Source organism: Variovorax sp. OK212, from assembly GCF_900112425.1.
In the GTDB taxonomy this organism is placed as follows: domain Bacteria; phylum Pseudomonadota; class Gammaproteobacteria; order Burkholderiales; family Burkholderiaceae_C; genus Variovorax.
Window position 1 is genome coordinate 516,102 of record NZ_FOLP01000001.1, and the last position, 18,302, is coordinate 534,403.

16 protein-coding genes are annotated in these 18,302 nt (G+C 68.4%); 13 read left to right on the forward strand and 3 right to left on the reverse strand.

What is annotated here, in order from left to right:
* Window positions 1–28: 28 nt before the first annotated feature.
* Genes BM004_RS02285 through BM004_RS02300 form a run of 4 tightly spaced genes read left to right on the forward strand, consistent with a single transcriptional unit; the run spans window position 29 to window position 5,052 of the window.
* Window positions 29–1,042 carry an ABC transporter substrate-binding protein gene (locus tag BM004_RS02285; RefSeq protein ID WP_093211034.1) on the forward strand — a complete coding sequence of 338 codons (1,014 nt, stop codon included), beginning with the start codon at window positions 29–31 and terminating at the stop codon, window positions 1,040–1,042.
* Complete coding sequence (locus BM004_RS02290) at window positions 1,043–3,313, forward strand: ABC transporter permease (RefSeq protein WP_093211036.1); 2,271 nt, start codon at window positions 1,043–1,045, stop codon at window positions 3,311–3,313.
* On the forward strand, window positions 3,310–4,377 hold the full coding sequence (locus tag BM004_RS02295; RefSeq protein WP_093211038.1) for an ABC transporter ATP-binding protein: 1,068 nt from the start codon (window positions 3,310–3,312) through the stop codon (window positions 4,375–4,377). The genes BM004_RS02290 and BM004_RS02295 overlap by 4 nt, the downstream gene beginning before the upstream one ends.
* A gap of 12 nt (window positions 4,378–4,389) precedes the next feature.
* Window positions 4,390–5,052: an HAD family hydrolase gene (locus tag BM004_RS02300; protein ID WP_093125555.1), complete on the forward strand. Its 663-nt coding sequence runs from the start codon at window positions 4,390–4,392 to the stop codon at window positions 5,050–5,052.
* Here the strand turns inward: BM004_RS02300 and BM004_RS02305 are convergent.
* A complete protein-coding gene (locus tag BM004_RS02305; RefSeq protein ID WP_093211040.1) occupies window positions 4,998–5,666 on the reverse strand; it encodes a lipocalin family protein in 669 nt (222 codons plus the stop codon). The genes BM004_RS02300 and BM004_RS02305 overlap by 55 nt on opposite strands.
* Before the next feature lie 283 nt (window positions 5,667–5,949).
* On the opposite strand from BM004_RS02305, the gene tal reads away from it, so the two are divergent.
* Both tal and pgi read left to right on the forward strand, forming a co-directional pair.
* Window positions 5,950–6,906, forward strand: coding sequence for a transaldolase (gene tal, locus BM004_RS02310; RefSeq protein ID WP_093211042.1), 957 nt, complete (start codon window positions 5,950–5,952; stop codon window positions 6,904–6,906).
* 2 nt (window positions 6,907–6,908) lie between these two features.
* Window positions 6,909–8,468, forward strand: coding sequence for a glucose-6-phosphate isomerase (pgi, locus tag BM004_RS02315; RefSeq protein ID WP_093211043.1), 1,560 nt, complete (start codon window positions 6,909–6,911; stop codon window positions 8,466–8,468).
* Here the strand turns inward: pgi and BM004_RS02320 are convergent.
* Both BM004_RS02320 and BM004_RS02325 read right to left on the reverse strand, forming a co-directional pair.
* Window positions 8,452–9,540, reverse strand: a complete 1,089-nt coding sequence (locus BM004_RS02320) for a 4-hydroxythreonine-4-phosphate dehydrogenase PdxA (protein ID WP_093211045.1) — start codon at window positions 9,538–9,540, stop codon at window positions 8,452–8,454. The genes pgi and BM004_RS02320 overlap by 17 nt on opposite strands.
* 43 nt (window positions 9,541–9,583) lie before the next feature.
* Window positions 9,584–10,558: a Bug family tripartite tricarboxylate transporter substrate binding protein gene (locus BM004_RS02325; RefSeq protein ID WP_093211047.1), complete on the reverse strand. Its 975-nt coding sequence runs from the start codon at window positions 10,556–10,558 to the stop codon at window positions 9,584–9,586.
* A 105-nt stretch (window positions 10,559–10,663) separates the two neighbouring features.
* Between BM004_RS02325 and BM004_RS02330 the strand changes: the two genes are divergently transcribed.
* The 7 genes from BM004_RS02330 (at window position 10,664) to BM004_RS02360 (ending at window position 18,297) form a co-directional block, all read left to right on the forward strand.
* A complete protein-coding gene (locus tag BM004_RS02330) occupies window positions 10,664–11,596 on the forward strand; it encodes a LysR family transcriptional regulator (RefSeq protein ID WP_177206321.1) in 933 nt (310 codons plus the stop codon).
* Between the two features lie 213 nt (window positions 11,597–11,809).
* Window positions 11,810–13,120, forward strand: coding sequence for an ABC transporter substrate-binding protein (locus tag BM004_RS02335; protein ID WP_093125539.1), 1,311 nt, complete (start codon window positions 11,810–11,812; stop codon window positions 13,118–13,120).
* A gap of 158 nt (window positions 13,121–13,278) precedes the next feature.
* Window positions 13,279–14,136, forward strand: coding sequence for a carbohydrate ABC transporter permease (locus tag BM004_RS02340; protein WP_093125536.1), 858 nt, complete (start codon window positions 13,279–13,281; stop codon window positions 14,134–14,136).
* A 13-nt stretch (window positions 14,137–14,149) separates the two neighbouring features.
* Window positions 14,150–14,986 (forward strand): carbohydrate ABC transporter permease, encoded by an 837-nt coding sequence (locus tag BM004_RS02345; RefSeq protein WP_093211049.1) that lies wholly within the window; start codon window positions 14,150–14,152, stop codon window positions 14,984–14,986.
* 17 nt (window positions 14,987–15,003) lie between these two features.
* Window positions 15,004–16,050, forward strand: a complete 1,047-nt coding sequence (locus BM004_RS02350; RefSeq protein ID WP_093125531.1) for an ABC transporter ATP-binding protein — start codon at window positions 15,004–15,006, stop codon at window positions 16,048–16,050.
* 73 nt (window positions 16,051–16,123) lie between these two features.
* On the forward strand, window positions 16,124–17,512 hold the full coding sequence (gene dalD, locus BM004_RS02355) for a D-arabinitol 4-dehydrogenase (protein ID WP_093211971.1): 1,389 nt from the start codon (window positions 16,124–16,126) through the stop codon (window positions 17,510–17,512).
* Window positions 17,509–18,297, forward strand: coding sequence for an L-iditol 2-dehydrogenase (locus BM004_RS02360; RefSeq protein WP_093211051.1), 789 nt, complete (start codon window positions 17,509–17,511; stop codon window positions 18,295–18,297). The genes dalD and BM004_RS02360 overlap by 4 nt, the downstream gene beginning before the upstream one ends.
* The last annotated feature ends 5 nt before the right edge of the window (window positions 18,298–18,302 follow it).

Sequence of the window (18,302 nt, forward strand, 5' to 3'; positions counted from 1 at the left end):
TTTTTTATTCCCGAGGCGGAGATACACAATGAAGAGCAAGATTTTTACCGCAGCCGCGCTGCTCGGCCTGTCGGCCGCGGCCTCGGCCCAGACCGTCAACGTGATCTGTTCGGTGCAGGCCGAGTGGTGCAACGTGATCTCCACCGTCTACGCGCGCACCACCGGCGTTCGCATCAACATGTCGCTCAAGGGTTCCGGCGAGGCGCTGGCCCAGCTGATCGCCGAGAAGGACAACCCCAAGACCGACGTGTGGTTCGGCGGCACCGGCGACCCGCACCTGCAGGCGGCCGAGCAGGGCCTCACGCTCGAATACAAATCGCCCACGCTGTCCCAGCTGCATCCCTGGGCGCAGCAGCAGGCCAAACAGTCGGGCTACAAGACCGTCGGCATCTATTCGGGTCCGCTGGGCTTCGGCTACAACCCCGAGCTGCTCGCCAAGAAGAAGCTGCCCGTGCCCAAGACCTGGGGCGACCTGCTCAAGCCCGAGTACAAGGGCGACATCCAGGTGGCCAACCCCGCATCGAGCGGCACGGCCTACACCATGATCGCCACGCTGGTTCAGATGATGGGCGAGGACAAGGCCTTCGACTACCTCAAGGCGCTGCACAAGAATGTCGGCCAGTACACCCGCTCGGGCACCGGCCCGATCAAGGCGGTGGCGCGCGGCGAAACGGCCGTGTCCATCAGCTTCGTGCATGACGGCCCCGGCGAGAAGATGCAGGGCTTCCCGGTCGAGACCATCACGCCGAGCGACGGCACCGGTGCCGAGATCGGCTCCATGAGCATCATCAAGGGCGCGCGCAACCTCGAGGCCGCCAGGAAGTTCTACGAATGGGCGCTCACGCCCGGCGCGCAGGAGCTGGGCGCGGCCAACAAGCAGTTCCAGCTGCCGAGCAACGTGAACGCCAAGCTCGACCCGCGCATTCCCGACTTCAAGAAGATCAAGTTCATCGACTACGACTACGCCAAGTACGGTGCCAGCGCCGAGCGCCGCCGCCTGATCGCGCGCTGGGAAAAAGACGTCAATTCGCTGCCGCGCTAAGTGGAAGCGCGCTTCAACGAAGGCGCGCCGGTCAACCCGGCGTCGCTGGCCGCGGCCCGGCGCTCGCAGCGCTGGATCCGGGCGTGGGTCGTGCTGGGCCTGGCGGCGTATGTGCTGCTGCCCTGGTACGCGATCCAGGACGCGACCTGGTACGAAGCCGTTCCGCAGGTCTTCGGCCGGGCGGAGGGCGCCAACGGCCTGATGCAGGCCGCCACGCAGGGGCGCGGCTGGCTCTTCATCGGGCTGGCGGGGCTGCTGCTGTGCGCCGTGGGCGCATGGCTGCCGGCGGGCAAGGCGCAGGGGCGCTGGCTGCTGGCGGGCGGTGCCGCCGGTGCCATCGGGCTGGCGGTCGCCGGCTTCACCATCGGCGCCAAGGGCTGGAGCTTCGCCGCGCTGAACATGCAATTCGGCGAACTGGCCGTCAACCAGTTCGGCATTGGCGCGGGCGGCTTCTTGGCGCTCACCGCGCTGGTGCTGCTGGCGGCCTTCGGCATGGCACGGCTCGGGCTCTTCAAGGGCGACCTGTTCGTGTCCGCCGCGGTCGTCGGCTGCGGCGTGCTGATGGCGCTGTTCATCGCCTATCCGGTCAGCAAGGCGCTGGCCGGCGCGTTCTTCGACGAAGACGGGCAGTGGTCGATCACCGCCTTCGTCGCCCGCGTGTTCACCGAGCGCATCTGGGGCGTGGGTTGCCTGAGCGGCGGCGTGCGTTGCGGCGTGGCCTGGAACACGCTGGTGCTGGCGCTGCTCACGGCCGCCGGTACCACCTTCCTGGGCACGCTGATGGCGTTGATGGCCGAGCGCGGCAGCAAGCGCGGGCAGGGCGCGCTGCGGGTGCTTGCGCTGCTGCCGATCATCACGCCGCCCTTCGTGGTCGGCCTGGGCCTGATCCTGCTGTTCGGCCGCGCCGGCGTCGTCAACCAGCTGCTGGAGAGCGTGTTCGGCATCGAGCCCACGCGCTGGTTCTATGGCATGCCGGGCGTGCTGGTGGCGCAGCTGTTCGCCTTCACGCCCATTGCCTTCATGATCATGCGCGGCGTGGTGCAGGGCATTGCGCCCAGCCTCGAGGAGGCCGCGCAGATGCTGCGCGCCGACCGGCGCCGCACCTTCCTCACCGTGACGCTGCCGCTGCTCAAGCCGGGGCTGGCCAACGCCTTTCTCGTGGGCTTCATCGAGAGCATTGCCGACTTCGGCAATCCGGTGGTGGTGGGCGGGCAGTTCTCGGTGCTGTCGACCGACATCTTCTTTGCCATCGTCGGCGCGCAGTACGACCAGGGCCGCGCGGCCTCGCTGGCCTGGGTGCTCACGCTCTTCGCGCTGGGCGTGTTCGCGCTGCAGCGCGGCCTGCTGGGCAAGCAGAACTACACCACCGTGAGCGGCAAGGGCGACGCCGGCATCGCCATGGCGCTGCCCGACGGCGTGCGCCGCACCATCTACTGCATCGCCTTGCCGTGGATCGCTTTCACCGCGGTGGTCTACCTGTTCGCCTTCGCGGGCGGCTTCGTGCAGACCTGGGGGCGCGACTACACCTTCACGCTGAACCACTTCAAGAACGCGTTCGCGCTCGAGTGGGGGCAGTTCGGGCTGGTGTGGGCGGGCACGGCGTGGAACTCGCTGATCACCACGCTCAAGCTGGCGGGCATCTCCGCGCCCATCACCGCGGCGCTGGGGCTGCTCATTGCATGGCTCTTGGCGCGCAACGAGTTCAAGGGGCAGGGGCTCTTCGAGTTCGGCGCGCTGCTGGCCTTCGCCATTCCGGGCACGGTGCTGGGCGTGAGCTACATCCTGGCCTTCAACGTGCCGCCGTTCGAGCTCACGGGCACGGGGCTGATCATCGTGCTGTGCTTCATGTTCCGCAACCTGCCTGTGGGCGTGCGCGCCGGCACGGCGGCCTTCAAGCAGCTCGACCGTTCGCTCGACGAGGCCTCGCTGATGCTGCGCGCCTCGACCTCGCAGACGCTCTTCAAGGTGGTGCTGCCGCTGTTGAAGCCGGCGCTGGTGGCCGCGCTGGTCTACAGCTTCGTGCGCGCCATGACCACCGTGAGCGCGGTGATCTTCCTGGTCACGGCCGAGAACGAACTGGCCACCACCTACATCATCGGGCGCGTCGGCAACGGCGACTACGGCATTGCGCTGGCGTACTGCACGGTGCTCATGGTCCTGATGTCGCTGGCCATCGCGCTGGTGCAGTGGGTGGTGGGCGAGCGCAAGCTGGGGCGGCGAGGGGCCGCGCCGCAGCATCAAGGGCATCACAAGATGGAGGGGCTCGCATGAACGGCATCGAATTCCGCAACGTCACCAAGCGCTACGGCGCCGACAAGAACGCGCCGCTGGCCGTCAAGGGCATCAGCTTCGAGGTGCCCGCAGGCACGCTCACCACCATCCTCGGCCCCTCGGGCTGCGGCAAGACGACCACGCTGCGCATGATCGCGGGGCTCGAGTCGCCGACCTCGGGCTCCATCTTCATGGGCGGGCGCGACGTCACCACGCTGGGGCCGGCCGAGCGCAACGTCAGCATGATGTTCCAGAGCTATGCGCTGTTCCCGCACATGAACGTGATCGAGAACGTGGGCTACGGCCTGCGCATGAGCGGCGTGAAGAAGGACGAGGCCACAGCCCGTGCGCGCGAGGCGCTGCGCGGCGTGGGCCTGGTCGGCTTCGACGAGCGCTTGCCCAGCGAGCTCTCCGGCGGCCAGCAGCAGCGCGTGGCGCTGGCGCGCGCGCTGGTGCTGGAGCCGGCGGTGCTGCTGTTCGACGAGCCGCTGTCCAACCTCGACGCCCGTCTGCGGCGCGAGATGCGCGAGGAAATTCGCGCGCTGCAGCAGCGGCTGAAACTCACGGTGGCCTACGTCACGCACGACCAGAGCGAGGCGCTGGCCGTGAGCGACCAGATCATCGTGATGGACCACGGCGTGATCGCCCAGCGCGGCACGCCCGAGCAGCTCTACGGGCGGCCCGAGAGCGAGTTCGTGGCCGGCTTCATGGGCGAGGCGACCGTGTTCCCGGCCGTGGCGCAGGCCGACGGCAGCGTGGCGCTCGGCCCGCTGCGCCTGCAGCCGCGCCATGCGGTGGCCCCCGGCTCGGTGAAGGTGGCGGTGCGCCCCGAGGCCTGGCGAATCGGCGCGGCGGATGCAGACGCGGAGGCGGGTGCCGGCAACGGGCTGCCGGCCACGCTGCGCAAGGCCGCTTACCTGGGCAGCTTCTACGAATACGGCTTCGACACCACCCTGGGGCCGGTCTTCGTGGTGTCGACCGACCTGTCCCGGCCGCTGGCGGCCGGCGCGCAGGCCACGCTCTCGCTGGGAGCCCATGGCGTGAGCGTGGTGCCCGGCCCATGAAACAATGGCGGCATGAACGTGGTTTTCGATCTGGGTGCCGTGCTGTTCGCATGGGAGCCCACCCGCCTGGTACAGACCCATCTCGCGCCGCACGCGCCCAATGAGGCCGCGGCGGCCGCCATGGGACGGGCGCTTTTCCATCACGACGACTGGACCGGCTTCGACTGCGGCACCCGCACGCTGGACGACGCCATCGCCCGCATGGCGGCCCGGCTGGGGTTGCCGGCCGAGCCGCTGCACGCCATGCTGCAAGGGCTGGGCGAGCGGCTCGAGCCCATCGGCGTCACGGTCGAGATGCTCGAACGGCTGATCGACCACCGCGAGGCCGGCCAGCCGCTGCGCCTGTACTACCTGTCGAACATGCCCGCACCGTACGCCCGCGCCCTCGAGCGCCGGCACGCGTTCATGCGGCGCTTCGACGGCGGGGTGTTCTCGGGCGACGTGAAATTCCTCAAGCCCGAGCGCGAGATCTACGAGGTGCTGGCCATGCGCTACGGCCTGGACCCCGAGCAGACCGTGTTCATCGACGATTCCGCCGCCAACGTCGAGATGGCCCGCGCCTTTGGCTGGCACGCCATCCATTGCACCTCGCCGGCCGCGCTGCCGTCGCAGCTGCAGCGTTACCTGCCGGTCAGCACCACCTTGTCGGTGTCGAACCCCAGGCTGCGGGCGTAGGCCAGTTCGGCCTGCAGCGCCGCGTCGTCCAGGCGCGGCGCGCGCGACAGCACCCAGAGGTACTCTCGGTTCGGCGTGCCGACCAGCGAGACCTGGTATTCGCGGTCCAGCTTCAGGATCCAGTAGTCGCCCCACACCAGCGGCAGCCAGCTGAGCCACGCCGGGGCGAAGCGCACCTCGAGCCGGCCCGCGCCGGGCTGGCCCGCCACGGGCACCACGCGGGCGGAACCGACGGCTTCGTCGAAATTGCCGTCACCGCGCACGCAGCGGTTGAGCACCTGGACGGTGCCGTCGGGCTGGGGCGTGTACTCGGCCGTCACCGGGCCGCCGCATTCCTTCTGGAACCGGTTCGGCAGGCGGGCCTGCTCGTGCCAGATGCCGGCGTAGCGTTGCAGGTCGACCGGCGCCACCACCTGCAGCGGGGCGCGCATCAGCGGCGCGCCGTCGGCCGGGCCCGCGGGCAGCGCGCGCGCCGTGCGCGCGGCACCCAGCGCCAGCCAGGTGGCCACCCCGCCGACGACGAAGGCCGTGGCCATCGCGCCGATCGCCTGGCTGGTGCGGCGGTCGTCGAAAGGCCGGACGGCGGGCGCGGCGGGGCGATGGCGTTGGGTCATGGGGGCACTCCTGAATGGGGGGATGGGGGAACGCTTCCAGAAAAAGCGAAGCGTTCGGCGTCCCACTCACGTTAGCCCCGGGCCGGTGCACCTGGCCGTCAGTCACGGACCACAGCGGGTGTAGGGCGGGGAGGTTGGAAATCGCGCGATGCTGGCCGTACAACCCCACGGGCATCAGGCTGATGGAGCCGCTTGAAAACCCGTGCTACGGTGCGCATGAAAACATCGGCCGACGCGCAACTGCGTGCAGGACTTGTCATAACCCGCACAGGATAATGATTTCATGAACCAACTCGATGCCCTCCGCCAGTGGACCACCGTCGTCGCAGACACCGGTGACTTCAAGCAGCTCAGCGTTTCCAAGCCGCAGGACGCGACCACCAACCCGTCGCTCATCCTCAAGGCCGTGCAGAAGCCCGAATACCGGCCGCTGCTCGACGAAACCGTGAAGAAGCACGCCGGCAAGCCGCTCGACGAGGTCATCGACCGCCTGCTGGTGAACTTCGGCACCGAGATCCTGCAGATCATTCCGGGCCGCGTGTCCACCGAGGTCGATGCGCGCCTGTCGTTCGACACGGCCGCCACCATTGCCCGCGGCGAGCGCATCGTGGCGCTCTACAAGGCCGAAGGCATCGACACCGAGAAGCGCCTGCTGATCAAGGTCGCTTCCACCTGGGAAGGCATCGAGGCCGCGCGCGAACTGCAAAAGCGCGGCATCCGCACCAACCTCACGCTGCTGTTCTCGTTCGCGCAGGCCGTGGCCTGCGGCGCAGCCGGCGTGCAGCTCATCTCGCCCTTCGTGGGCCGCATCTACGACTGGTACAAGAAGTCGGCCGGCGCCAAGTGGGACGAGGCCGCCAGCGCGGGTGCCAACGACCCCGGCGTGAAGTCGGTGCGCCAGATCTTCGAGTACTACAAGCAGCACGGCATCAAGACCGAGGTGATGGGCGCGAGCTTCCGCAATGCGGGACAGATCCAGGCGCTGGCCGGTTGCGACCTGCTGACCATCAGCCCCGAGCTGCTGGCCGAGCTGGCCGCGAGCAACGAGCCGCTCGAACACGCGCTCGACGCCAAGGCCGCGGCCAAGGGCGATGTGGCCAAGGTCAGCTACGACGAGGCTGGTTTCCGCTTTGCGCTCAACGAAGACGCCATGGCCACCGAGAAGCTCGCCGAGGGCATCCGCGCCTTCGCGGCCGACGCCGTGAAGCTCGAGAAGCTCATGCAGGAAAGCGGCAAGTAAACATGGCCATGACGCTTCGCTGCGACCGCGCACCGGCCTGGGCGCAGCTGCAGTCCTACTTTGAAACGGCGGGCCGCCAGTTCGACGTGCGCCATGCCTTCGTGGACGACGCGGGCCGCTTCGCCCGCTTCAGCCAGGAGGCGCCCCACGTCTTCGCCGACCTGTCGAAGAACCTGATCGACGCGCGCACCGAAGAGCTGCTGCTCACGCTGGCGCGCGAGTGCGGCCTGGAGGCGCATCGCGACGCCATGTTCGCGGGCGAGCACATCAACAACACCGAGGACCGCGCCGTGCTGCACACGCTGCTGCGCGCGCCGGCCGATGCGCCCACCGGAGCGAAGACCGCTGCGGAACTGCGCGAAGTGCATGCCACGCTCGACGCCATGCTGGCCTATGCCGAGAAGGTGCGCGGCGACCACACGATCACTGACGTGGTCAACATCGGCATCGGCGGCTCCGACCTCGGCCCGCAGATGGCGGTGCTGGCGCTGGCGGAATTCGCCGCGCCGGGCAAGCGCTTTCACTTCGTGTCGAACGTCGACGGCCACGAGCTGGCGGGCGTGCTGAAGGGCCTGGCGCCGGAGCACACGCTGTTCCTCATCGCCTCGAAGACCTTCACCACGGCCGAGACGATGACCAACGCGCAGTCGGCGAAGCGCTGGTACGAGCAATCGGGCGGCACCGACATCGCGGGCCACTTCGCGGCACTGACCACCAACGTGGAAGCGGCGAAGAAGTTCGGCATCGACACCACCTTCGGTTTCTGGGACTGGGTGGGCGGGCGCTATTCGCTGTGGTCGGCCATCGGCCTGCCGATTGCGCTGGCCATCGGCGCCGACGGTTTCCGCCGGCTGCTGGCGGGCGCGCATGCGATGGACGAGCACTTTCGCACCGCGCCGCTTGCGCAAAATCTGCCGGTGCGCCTGGGCCTGCTCGACGTCTGGTACCGCAACTTCCACAAGTTCACGAGCCGCAGCATCGCGCCGTACCACGCCGCCTTGAAGCGCGTGCCGGCCTACCTGCAGCAGCTCGAGATGGAAAGCAACGGCAAGCAGGTCGACGCCAGCGGCAAGCCCGTGGCGTTCGGCACGTCGCCGGTGCTGTGGGGCGAACCTGGCACCAACGGCCAGCACGCCTACTTCCAGATGCTGCACCAGGGCACCGACGTGACGCCGCTGGAGTTCGTGGCGGTGCGCGACGCGGCGCACGACCTCGAAGGCCACCACCCCAAGCTGCTGGCCAACGCGCTCGCGCAGGCGCAGGCGCTGATGGTCGGCAAGCTCGACGCGGGCGGCCACAAGAACTTTCCGGGCAACCGGCCGAGCAGCTTCTTCGTGTTCGAGAAGCTCACGCCCGAATCGCTGGGCGCGTTCCTCGCGCTGTACGAGCACCGCGTGTTCACCAGCGGCGCGCTGTGGGGCATCAACAGCTTCGACCAGTGGGGCGTGGAGCTCGGCAAGGTGCTCGCAAGGGACATCGAGCCGCGTCTCGCCTCGGGCGACATCACGGGGCTCGACGCCTCCACCGCGGGCCTGCTGCAGCGCCTCAGCCAGCAGCCGTAGCCGTCGTCGCAGTAGTAGTGGCCTCGGCAGCGCGCGCCGGCACCGGCGCGCCGCTTGCCATGCGCACGCACAGGTCGAAGGCCTGCTGCAGGCCTTCGATGGTCGCGATGCCTCGGCCCGCGATGTCGAAGGCGCTGCCGCTGGCCGACGTGGCCACCGGCACCGGCAGGCCGCCGTGCAGCGTCACGCCCTGCTCGAAGCCCATGAGCTTCATCGCGATCTGGCCCTGGTCGTGGTACATCGACACCACCGCATCGACATCGCCGCGCCGCGCGCCGATGAACACCGTGTCGGGCGAGAACGGGCCGCGCGCGTCGTAGCCTTCGGCGCGCAGCTGTGCGATGGCCGGCGCGATGATCTCGATTTCTTCCATGCCGATGGAGCCGCCGTCGCCCGCATGCGGGTTGAGCCCCGTCACCGCGATGCGCGGCTGCGCCACGCCCGCGCGGCGCAGCGCGGCGGCAATGATCTTCACCGCGTCGCGCACGCCATCGGCCGTGATGTGGCTCGCCACGTCCTTCAGCGGAATGTGCGAGGTCACGCGCGAGGTCCACAGCGAGCCCGTGAGGTTGAACTCGCAAACGAAGCCCGTCACAGCGAACCGCTCCTGCATGTAGCGCAGCTCGTCCTCGTGCACGAGGCCGCCCAGGCGCAGCGAGTGCTTGTTGAGCGGCGCGAAAAGAATGCCCTCGGCCTGCCCGCGGCGCACCGCCAGCGTGGCCAGCTCCAGCGCCTCGAACGAGGCCCGGCCCGACTGTTCGTTCGATTCGCCCAGCAGCGCCTCTTGCCCGCCCATCCAGTCGCACGCGAGCAGGGTGGGGCGGCCGTCCTCGAAGCGCACGGCGTCCAGGCTGTCGACGCGCAGCGCGTCGAGCTTCAGGCCCGCCACGCGCTCGCCCGCGGCCAGCACCACCGGGTCGGCGATCAGCAGCACGCGCGCGGCGTCCAGGTTGCGCCGGCGCGCGAGCAGCTTCACGGCCATTTCGGGGCCGACGCCGCTGGGGTCGCCGAGCAGCACGGCGAGGCGGGGCTTGGCGGAGGTCACGCTCGGGGGTGTCGATGGGGTGGGCATGTCGGTGGGGTTCAGTTGAAAGAGGAGGAGGAAGAAGGCCGCGTCATTCGGCCTTGATGTTGGCGTCGCGCACGAGCTGGCCGTAGTGGTCGAACTCCTGCTTGTTCATCGCCGCGAAGGGTTCGCCGGTCAGGCCGCCGGGCTCGCCGCCCAGGGCCTTGATGCGCGTCTGCACGTCGGCCAGCTTCAGCGTGCGGGTGAGTTCGGCGCTGAGCCGCTCCACGGCGGGGCGCGGCGTGCCGGCCGTCACGTACAGGCCGTACCAGGTGGACACGTCGGCGCCCTTGATGCCCTGCTCGGCCAGCGTGGGCACGTCGGGCAGCTCGGGCGAGCGCTGCGGGGAGGTCACGGCCAGCGCGCGGAATTTGCCGGCCTTGATCTGGCCCATGGCCGAGGAGGTGCTGTCGAACATCATGTCGACCTCGCCCGACATGATGTCGACGTGCGCCTGCGAACTGCCCTTGTAGGGCACGTGGATCGACTTCATGCCCGTGGCCAGGTTGAAGGCCTCGCCGCCCACGTGCTGTGTGCTGCCGATGCCCGACGAGGCGTACTTGAAGCCGCCCGGCTTGGCCGCCATGGCGGCCACCAGGTCCTTCACCGACTTGTAGGGCGAGTTGGCCGACACCACCAGCACGTTGGGCATCACGGCCACCAGGCCCACGGGCTGCAGGTCTTTCAGCGGGTCGTACTTGAGCTTGAGGATGTGCGGCGCCACCGCCTGCGCCGTGTTGGTGGCCAGCAGCAGCGTGGCGCCGTCGGCCGGCGCGCGGGCCGTGAGTTCGCCCGCGATGGTGTTGGACGCGCCGGGCCGGTTCTCGACCACCACCGTCTGCTTCAGCGAGGGCGAGAACTTGTCGGCCAGCACGCGCGCCAGGATATCTGTGCCGCCGCCGGGCGAGGCGCCCACCATGATGCGCATCGGCTTGTCGGGGTAGCTCGACTGGGCGCCGGCCGCCGCCGCTGCCAGCAGCGCCACGGCGAGCCCTGCCGCGCGGGCCAGGAAGGAAAGCTTCATCGGGTTGTCTCCAGCTTGTTATGGGGCCGAGCGTACGGAGCTTCGCCATTCCGATCCAATCGAAAAAGCCGGAGGCTCCATATACTTTTGTGCATGATTGGCGGCATGACCACTGGCTTGACCGATGCCTCGCTGATGCTTCACGTGCGCCCGCGCCAGCTGCTCCTGCTGGCCCGGCTCGACACCCACCGCCACCTGGGCCGCGCGGCCGAGGCCATGAACATCAGCCAGCCCGCGGCCACCAAGCTGCTGCAGCAGCTGGAAGACTCGCTGGGCGAACGGCTCTTCGAGCGACTGGCGCGCGGCATGGAGCCCACGCCCTACGGCGAGATCCTGATCCGCTACGCCCGCCGCGTGCTCAGCGACTTCGGCAGCGCGCGCGAGGAAATGCTGGCGCTGCGCTCGGGCCTGAGCGGCGCGCTGCGCGTGGGCACGGTGCCGGGCGCCGTGCCCGAGCTGCTGGCGCCCGCGCTGGTCGAGTACCACCGGCGCCATCCGCAGGTGGCCGTGTCGGTGGTGGTGGAGACCAGCGACGTGATCCAGGCGCAGCTGGAGCAGGGCGACGTCGACCTCGTGCTGGGCCGCCTCACCGACGGCCACGACGATGCCAAGTACGCGAGCGTGCCGCTGCTGGGCGAGTCGCAGGTGGTGGTGGTGCGCACCGCGCACCCGGTGTTCGAGCGCGCGAGCGTCACGCTGGCCGACATGGCGAACTGGTCGTGGGTGCTGCAGCCGCCGGGCTCGCCGCAGCGCGGGCGCTTCGAGGCGGCGATGCGCGAGGCCGGCATCCAGGCGCGGCTGGACATCATCGAAACGGCATCGCCGATCGCCATCACGGCCTTGCTCGAAAACTCCGACATGGCGGCCGTCATGCCCGCCTCGCAGGCCAGCCACTACGCCCGGCTGGGCGTGCTGCGCACCGTGCCGATCGAGCTGCCGGTGCGCGTGCCGCCGATCTGCCTCATCACCCGCGAGGACCGGGCGTTGTCGCCGGCGGCCGCGCAGTTTCGCCGCCAGTTGCTGGGCGAGCGGGGCTGAACCGGCGCGAATCCACGCGAATCCGCACCTGAGGCCTTTGGATTGCGCAAAATCCATGCTGTATTGCGTTAACTAGGGAATCTCCCAGTCAACTGGTGCATGAAAGTACTGGTGTGGACAATCGAAGTACCAAAATCGCAAGCGCGTTTCTTCAGAATTCCCGGCACGGCGACCCGACAGCAAAGAGGGCGTCGCTCACCTCTAGGAGACAACATGAAGCGTTTTCTGAAAGCGGGCCTCGTCCTCGCACTCATCGGCACGGGCGTCGTGTCCCAGGCCGCCACCGAACTCGTGATCGCGACCGTGAACAACGGCCACATGATCGAGATGCAGAAGCTCACCCCCTTCTTCGAAAAAGCCAACCCCGACATCAAGCTCAAGTGGGTCACGCTGGAAGAAGGCACGCTGCGCCAGCGCGTGACCACCGACATCGCCACCAAGGGCGGCCAGTTCGACGTGATGACCATCGGCCTGTACGAAACCCCCATCTGGTCGAAGAAGGGCTGGCTCAAGCCCATCGCCACCGACGCGGCCTATGACGTGGACGACCTGCTGCCCGCCATCCGCAGCGGCCTGTCGACCGACGGCAAGCTGTTCGCCGCGCCGTTCTACGGCGAGAGCTCGATGCTCATGTACCGCAAGGACCTGGCCGACAAGGTGGGCATCAAGTTCCCCGACCAGCCGACCTGGGCGCAGGTGAAGGAGTTCGCCGACAAGGTCAACGACCCGAAGGCCGGCGTGTACGGCATGTGCCTGCGCGGCAAGCCGGGCTGGGGCGACAACATGGCCTTCCTGACCACGCTGGTGAACACCAACGGCGGCCAGTGGTTCGACATGCAGTGGAAGCCGCAGATCGACACCAAGGCCTGGAAGGACGCGATCACCTTCTACGTCGACATGATGAAGAAGGACGGCCCCCCGGGCGCCTCGGCCAACAGCTTCAACGAGAACCTGGCGCTGTTCAACGAAGGCAAGTGCGCGGCCTGGGTCGACGCGACCATCGCGGCCTCGTTCATCAGCGATCCGAAGCAGTCGAAGGTGGCCGACAAGGTGGCCTTCGCGCAGGCACCGACCGCCTCCACGCCCAAGGGCGCCAACTGGCTGTGGTCGTGGAACCTCGCGATTCCGGCCAGCTCGACGAAGGACGAGGCGGCGCAGAAGTTCATCAAGTGGGCCACGTCCAAGGACTACATCAACCTGGTGGCCAAGGAGACCGGCTGGGCCTCGGTGCCGACCGGCACGCGCAAGTCGACCTACGCGAACCCCGAGTTCCAGAAGGTCGCCAAGTTCGCCGAAGCCGAGAAGAAGGCCATCGACAGCGCCAACCTCACCGACAGCACGCTGCCCAAGTCGCCGTACGTCGGCGTGCAGTACGCGGCCATTCCCGAGTTCCAGGCCATCGGCGTGGCGGTGGGCCAGCAGATGAGCGCGGCCCTGTCGGGCAAGGTCACGGTCGACCAGGCGCTGAAGACCTCGCAGACGGCGGCCGAGCGCGAGATGAAAAAGGGCGGCTACTACAAGTAAGCCGTTTCCCTTCCCTCTCCCCTCGGGAACAGGGATAGGGCCGGGGTGAGGGGGCAGCCGCGCGTCCGCAGCCGGCGTCGCATGCCCTCGCCCCAACTCTCTCCAGGCTCTTTCACGGGGCGGGAGAGGGAGCAACAGCCTCCAGTGAGGAACACACGATGAAAAGACTCCTGCCCCGCGCCCTCATGGCGCCCGCGGTGCTCACGCTCTTCCTCTGGATGATCGTGCCGCTCGTGATGACGTTGTACTTCTCGCTGGTGAACTACAACCTCATGCAGCCCGGCGAACGCACCTTCGCGGGCATCGAGAACTTTCACTACTTCATCACCGACCCCGACTTCTGGCCGGCCACGTGGAACACGCTGCTGCTGATCGGCAGCGTGATCGTCATCACGGTGGTGTTCGGCGTGCTGCTCGCGCTGCTGGTGAACGAGCCGTTCCCGGGGCGCGGCATCGTGCGCGTGCTGCTGATCTCGCCGTTCTTCGTCATGCCCGCGGTCAACGCGCTGCTGTGGAAGCACATGATGATGAACCCCATCTACGGCGTGCTGGCCGACCTGTGGCGCTTCTTCGGCGCGCAGCCGGTCGACTGGCTCACCGACGTGCCGCTGCTGTCGGTGATCATCATGGTGGCCTGGCAGTGGCTGCCGTTCGCCTGCCTGATCTTCATCACCTCGCTGCAGTCGCTCGACCGCGAGCAGATGGAAGCCGCGCGCATGGACGGCGCGAGCGCGTTCCAGCGCTTCTTCTATCTCACCGTTCCGCACCTGGGCCGCCCCATGGCGGTGGTGATCATGATCGAGATGATCTTTTTGCTCAGCGTGTTCGCCGAGATCGCCATCACCACCAACGGCGGCCCGGGCAACGAGAGCACGAACATGACCTACATGATCTTCAAGCAGTCGCTCATGAACTTCGACGTGGGCGTGGCTTCCGCGGGCGCGCTGTTCGCGGTGGTGCTGGCCAACATCGTGGCCGTGTTCCTCATCCGCATCATCGGCAAGAACCTCGACTGAGGAGCAGCAAGCCATGCAACAACAACAACCCCCCAGCAACTTCCTGCCGCAGGCCATTCGCACCGTGGGTGCGTGGGCCGTCACGCTCGTGCTGTTCTTCCCGCTCGGCTGGCTGTTCCTCACGGCCTTCAAGACGGAGCTGCAGGCGATCCACGTGCCGCCGCTGTTCGTCTTCGAGCCCACGCTCGACAACTTCGGCGAGGTGCAGCGCCGCAGCGACTACCTGCTGTATGCGCGCAACTCGCTCATCACCAGCCTGGGCTCGACCATCCTGGGCCTGCTGATCGCGGCGCCCGCGGCGTACTCGATGGCCTTCTTCCGCACGAAGAAGACGCGCGACATCCTGATGTGGATGCTCTCCACCAAGATGATGCCGGCCGTGGGCGCGCTGGTGCCCATCTATGTGATCGCGCAGACCGCCGGCATGCTGGACTCGCTCACCGCGCTGACCATCGTGTTCACGCTGTCGAACCTGCCGATCATGGTGTGGATGCTCTACAGCGCCTACAAGGACATTCCGAACGAGATCCTGGAGGCCGCGCGCATGGACGGCGCGAGCCTGTGGACCGAGTTCCGCCACGTGGTGCTGCCGCTGTCCGTCGGCGGGCTCGCATCGACCGGCCTGCTGTGTCTCGTGTTGAGCTGGAACGAGGCCTTCTGGGCGCTCAACCTCACCTCGGCCAAGGCCGGCACGCTGGCCACGCTCATCGCGTCGTACTCCAGCCCCGAAGGCCTGTTCTGGGCCAAGTTGTCGGCGGCCTCGCTGATGGCCATCGCGCCCATCGTCGTGTTCGGCTGGTTCAGCCAGAAGCAACTCGTCCAAGGCCTGACCTTCGGCGCCGTCAAGTAAAGAAAGGGAGACATCTCATGGCCTACCTCGAACTCAAGAACATCAAGAAGAGCTTCGGCGACGTCAACATCATCAAGGGTGTCGACCTGCAGATCCAGAAGGGCGAGTTCATCGTCTTCGTCGGGCCTTCGGGCTGCGGCAAGTCGACGCTGCTGCGGCTGATTGCCGGGCTGGAGCCCATCACCAGCGGCAACCTGCTGCTGGACAACAAGGACATCACCTGGGCGCCGTCGGGCAAGCGCGACCTGGCCATGGTGTTCCAGAGCTACGCGCTCTACCCGCACATGAGCGTGTACGACAACATGTCGTTCGCGCTCAAGCTGGCGGGCGTGTCCAAGAGCGAGATCAAGACCAAGGTCGAGCACGCGGCCAACACGCTCAACCTCACGCAGTACCTGGACCGCACGCCCAAGGACCTGTCGGGCGGCCAGCGCCAGCGGGTGGCCATCGGCCGCGCCATCGTGCGCGCGCCCAAGGTGTTCCTGTTCGACGAGCCGCTGTCGAACCTCGACGCGGCGTTGCGCGGCAACACGCGCGTGGAAATCCACAAGCTGCACCGCGCGCTGGGCGCGACCACCATCTACGTGACGCACGACCAGGTCGAGGCCATGACCTTGGCCGACCGCGTGGTGGTGCTCAGGGACGGGCTCATCGAGCAGGTCGGCACGCCGCTGGATCTGTACGACCACCCGGCCAACCAGTTCGTCGCGCAGTTCATCGGCATGCCGTCGATGAACATGGTGGCGGCCAATGCCATTCCCAGCTTCTCGGCCGCCACCGCCGGCAAGCTGCCGGCCGACGGCTTCCTGGGCGTGCGCCCCGAAGGCCTGCGCGTGCACCCGAAGCAGGGCGCGCCGGTGTCCGACGTGCAGGGCCGCGTCGAGCTCATCGAGGCGCTGGGCGCCGACACGCTGATCCACGTCGACGTGGGCGGCGTGCCGCTGATCGCGCGGCAGAACGACCGCACGCCGCTGCAGGCCGGCGACGACGTGGCCGTGGAGCTCGATCCGTCGGTGCTGCACCTGTTCAACCGCGAAGGCCGTTCGGTCAGCGCGCGACCCTGATTCTTCCAACGTCTCTTCAACGGACATTCCCGTGACCATCGCGCAAATTCCACCGGCTCCCACGGAGTTCACGGTGCTCCATCTCGGCCTGGGCTCGTTCCATCGCGCGCACCAGGCGGTGTACCTGCAGCGGCTGATCGACGCGGGCGACACCCGCTGGTCGCTGTCGGGCGCCAACATCCGCCCGGACATGGCCGACGTCGTCGCGGCGCTGCAGGCGCAGGGCGGACGCTACACGCTCGAAACCGTGTCGCCGGCGGGCGAGTACCGCTACGAGCAGATCGAGGCCATCCGCGAGGTGCTGCCCTGGGAGCGCTCGCTGGCCAACGTGATCGCGCGCGGCGCGGCGCCCTCGACGCGCATCGTGTCGTTCACCGTGACCGAGGCGGGCTACTACCTGGACGACAAGGGCAAGCTGGACCTGTCGTTCGGCGACATGGCGGCCGACATCGAGCGCGCGCGCCGCGGCGAGACCGGCGGCGACGGCGTCACCATCTACGGCGCGGTGTGCGCCATCCTGCGCGCGCGCAAGAGCGCGAACGCAGGTGCGGTGACGCTGCTGAACTGCGACAACCTGCGCCACAACGGCGACCGCTTCCATGCGGGCCTGATGGAGTTCATCGAGCGCTCGGGCGACGCCGGCCTGCTGGCCTGGGTGAACGCGAACACGCGCTGCCCCAACGCCATGGTCGACCGCATCACGCCGCGCCCGCCGCCCGAACTGCGCGCGCGCGTGCAGGCCGCCACGGGGCGCGACGACGCGGCCGCCATCACCGGCGAGAGCTTCATCCAGTGGGTCATCGAAGACAACTTCGCGGCCGGCCGCCCCGACTGGGGCCGCGTGGGCGTGGAGCTGGTCGCGTCGGTGCAGCCGTACGAAGAAGCCAAGATCCGCATCCTCAACGCCACGCACAGCTGCATTGCCTGGGCCGGCACGCTGGTGGGGCTGAACTTCATTCACGAAGGCACGCACAACGCGGCCATCCGCAAGATGGCGTTCGACTACGTCACCGACGACGTCATTCCCTGCCTCACGCCGAGCCCGATCGACCTCGCGGCGTACCGCGACGTGGTGCTCGACCGCTTCGGCAATCCGGCCATCCGCGACACCAACCAGCGCGTGGCGGCGGACGGCTTCTCGAAGATTCCCGGCTTCATTGCGCCCAGCGTGCGCCAGCGGCTGGCCACCGGGCAGGGCATCGACAGCGTGGCGATGCTGCCCGCGCTGTTCCTCGCGTTCCTGCAGCGCTGGCACCAGGGTGCGCTGCCCTATGCCTACCAGGACCAGGGCATGGACGAAGCGGTGGCGCACGCCATCTGCGACGCGGCCGACCCGGTCGCTGCGCTGTGCGCGGACGCGGGCCTGTGGGGCGAGCTCGCCGCCGATGCGCGCTTGACCGATGCCGTGCGCCGCGCCGGCGAGCGCGCCGCGCACTTCATCGCCGCGGAAAGCCAGCCATGAGCGGGCGCCTGCAACACCGGCATGTGCTGCTGACCGGCGCGGGCGGCGGCATCGGCCTGGCCGTCGCGCAAGCCTGCATCGCCGAAGGCGCGCGCTGCACCGTGATCGACCGCGCCACCGCCGCGCCCGAGGCCGTGCGCGTGCTGCAGCTGGCGCACCCCGACCACCTGGCCTACATCGCGGCCGACGTCACCGACACGCAGGCCATCGCGCACATGCTGGCCGAGGCGCAGGTGGCCTTCGGTCCGGTCCACACGCTGTTCAACAACGCCGCCGTGTTCGACCTGGCGCCGCTGCTCGACAGCGACGAGGCTTCGTTCGACCGGCTCTTCGCGGTCAACGTGAAGGGCATGTTCTTCGTGATGCAGGCCGTGCTGCGCCACATGGTCGAGGCCGGCACGCCGGGCGCGTCGGTCATCAACATGGCCTCGCAGGCCGGGCGGCGCGGCGAGGCGCTGGTGTCGCACTACTGCGCGACCAAGGCGGCCGTCATCAGCTACACGCAGAGCGCCGCGCTGGCCATGGCGCCGCACGGCATCCGTGTGAACGGCATTTCTCCCGGCGTGGTCGATACGCCGATGTGGGACCATGTCGACAGCCTGTTCGCCAAGGCCGAAGGCCTGCCGCCGGGCGAGAAGAAGCGCCAGGTCGGGCTGGCGGTGCCGCTCGGGCGCATGGGCCTGCCGAGCGACATCGCGGGGGCCGCCGTGTTCCTGGCCAGCGACGAGGCGCGCTACATCACGGCGCAGACCCTCAATGTCGACGGCGGCAACGTCATGAGCTGACCTTT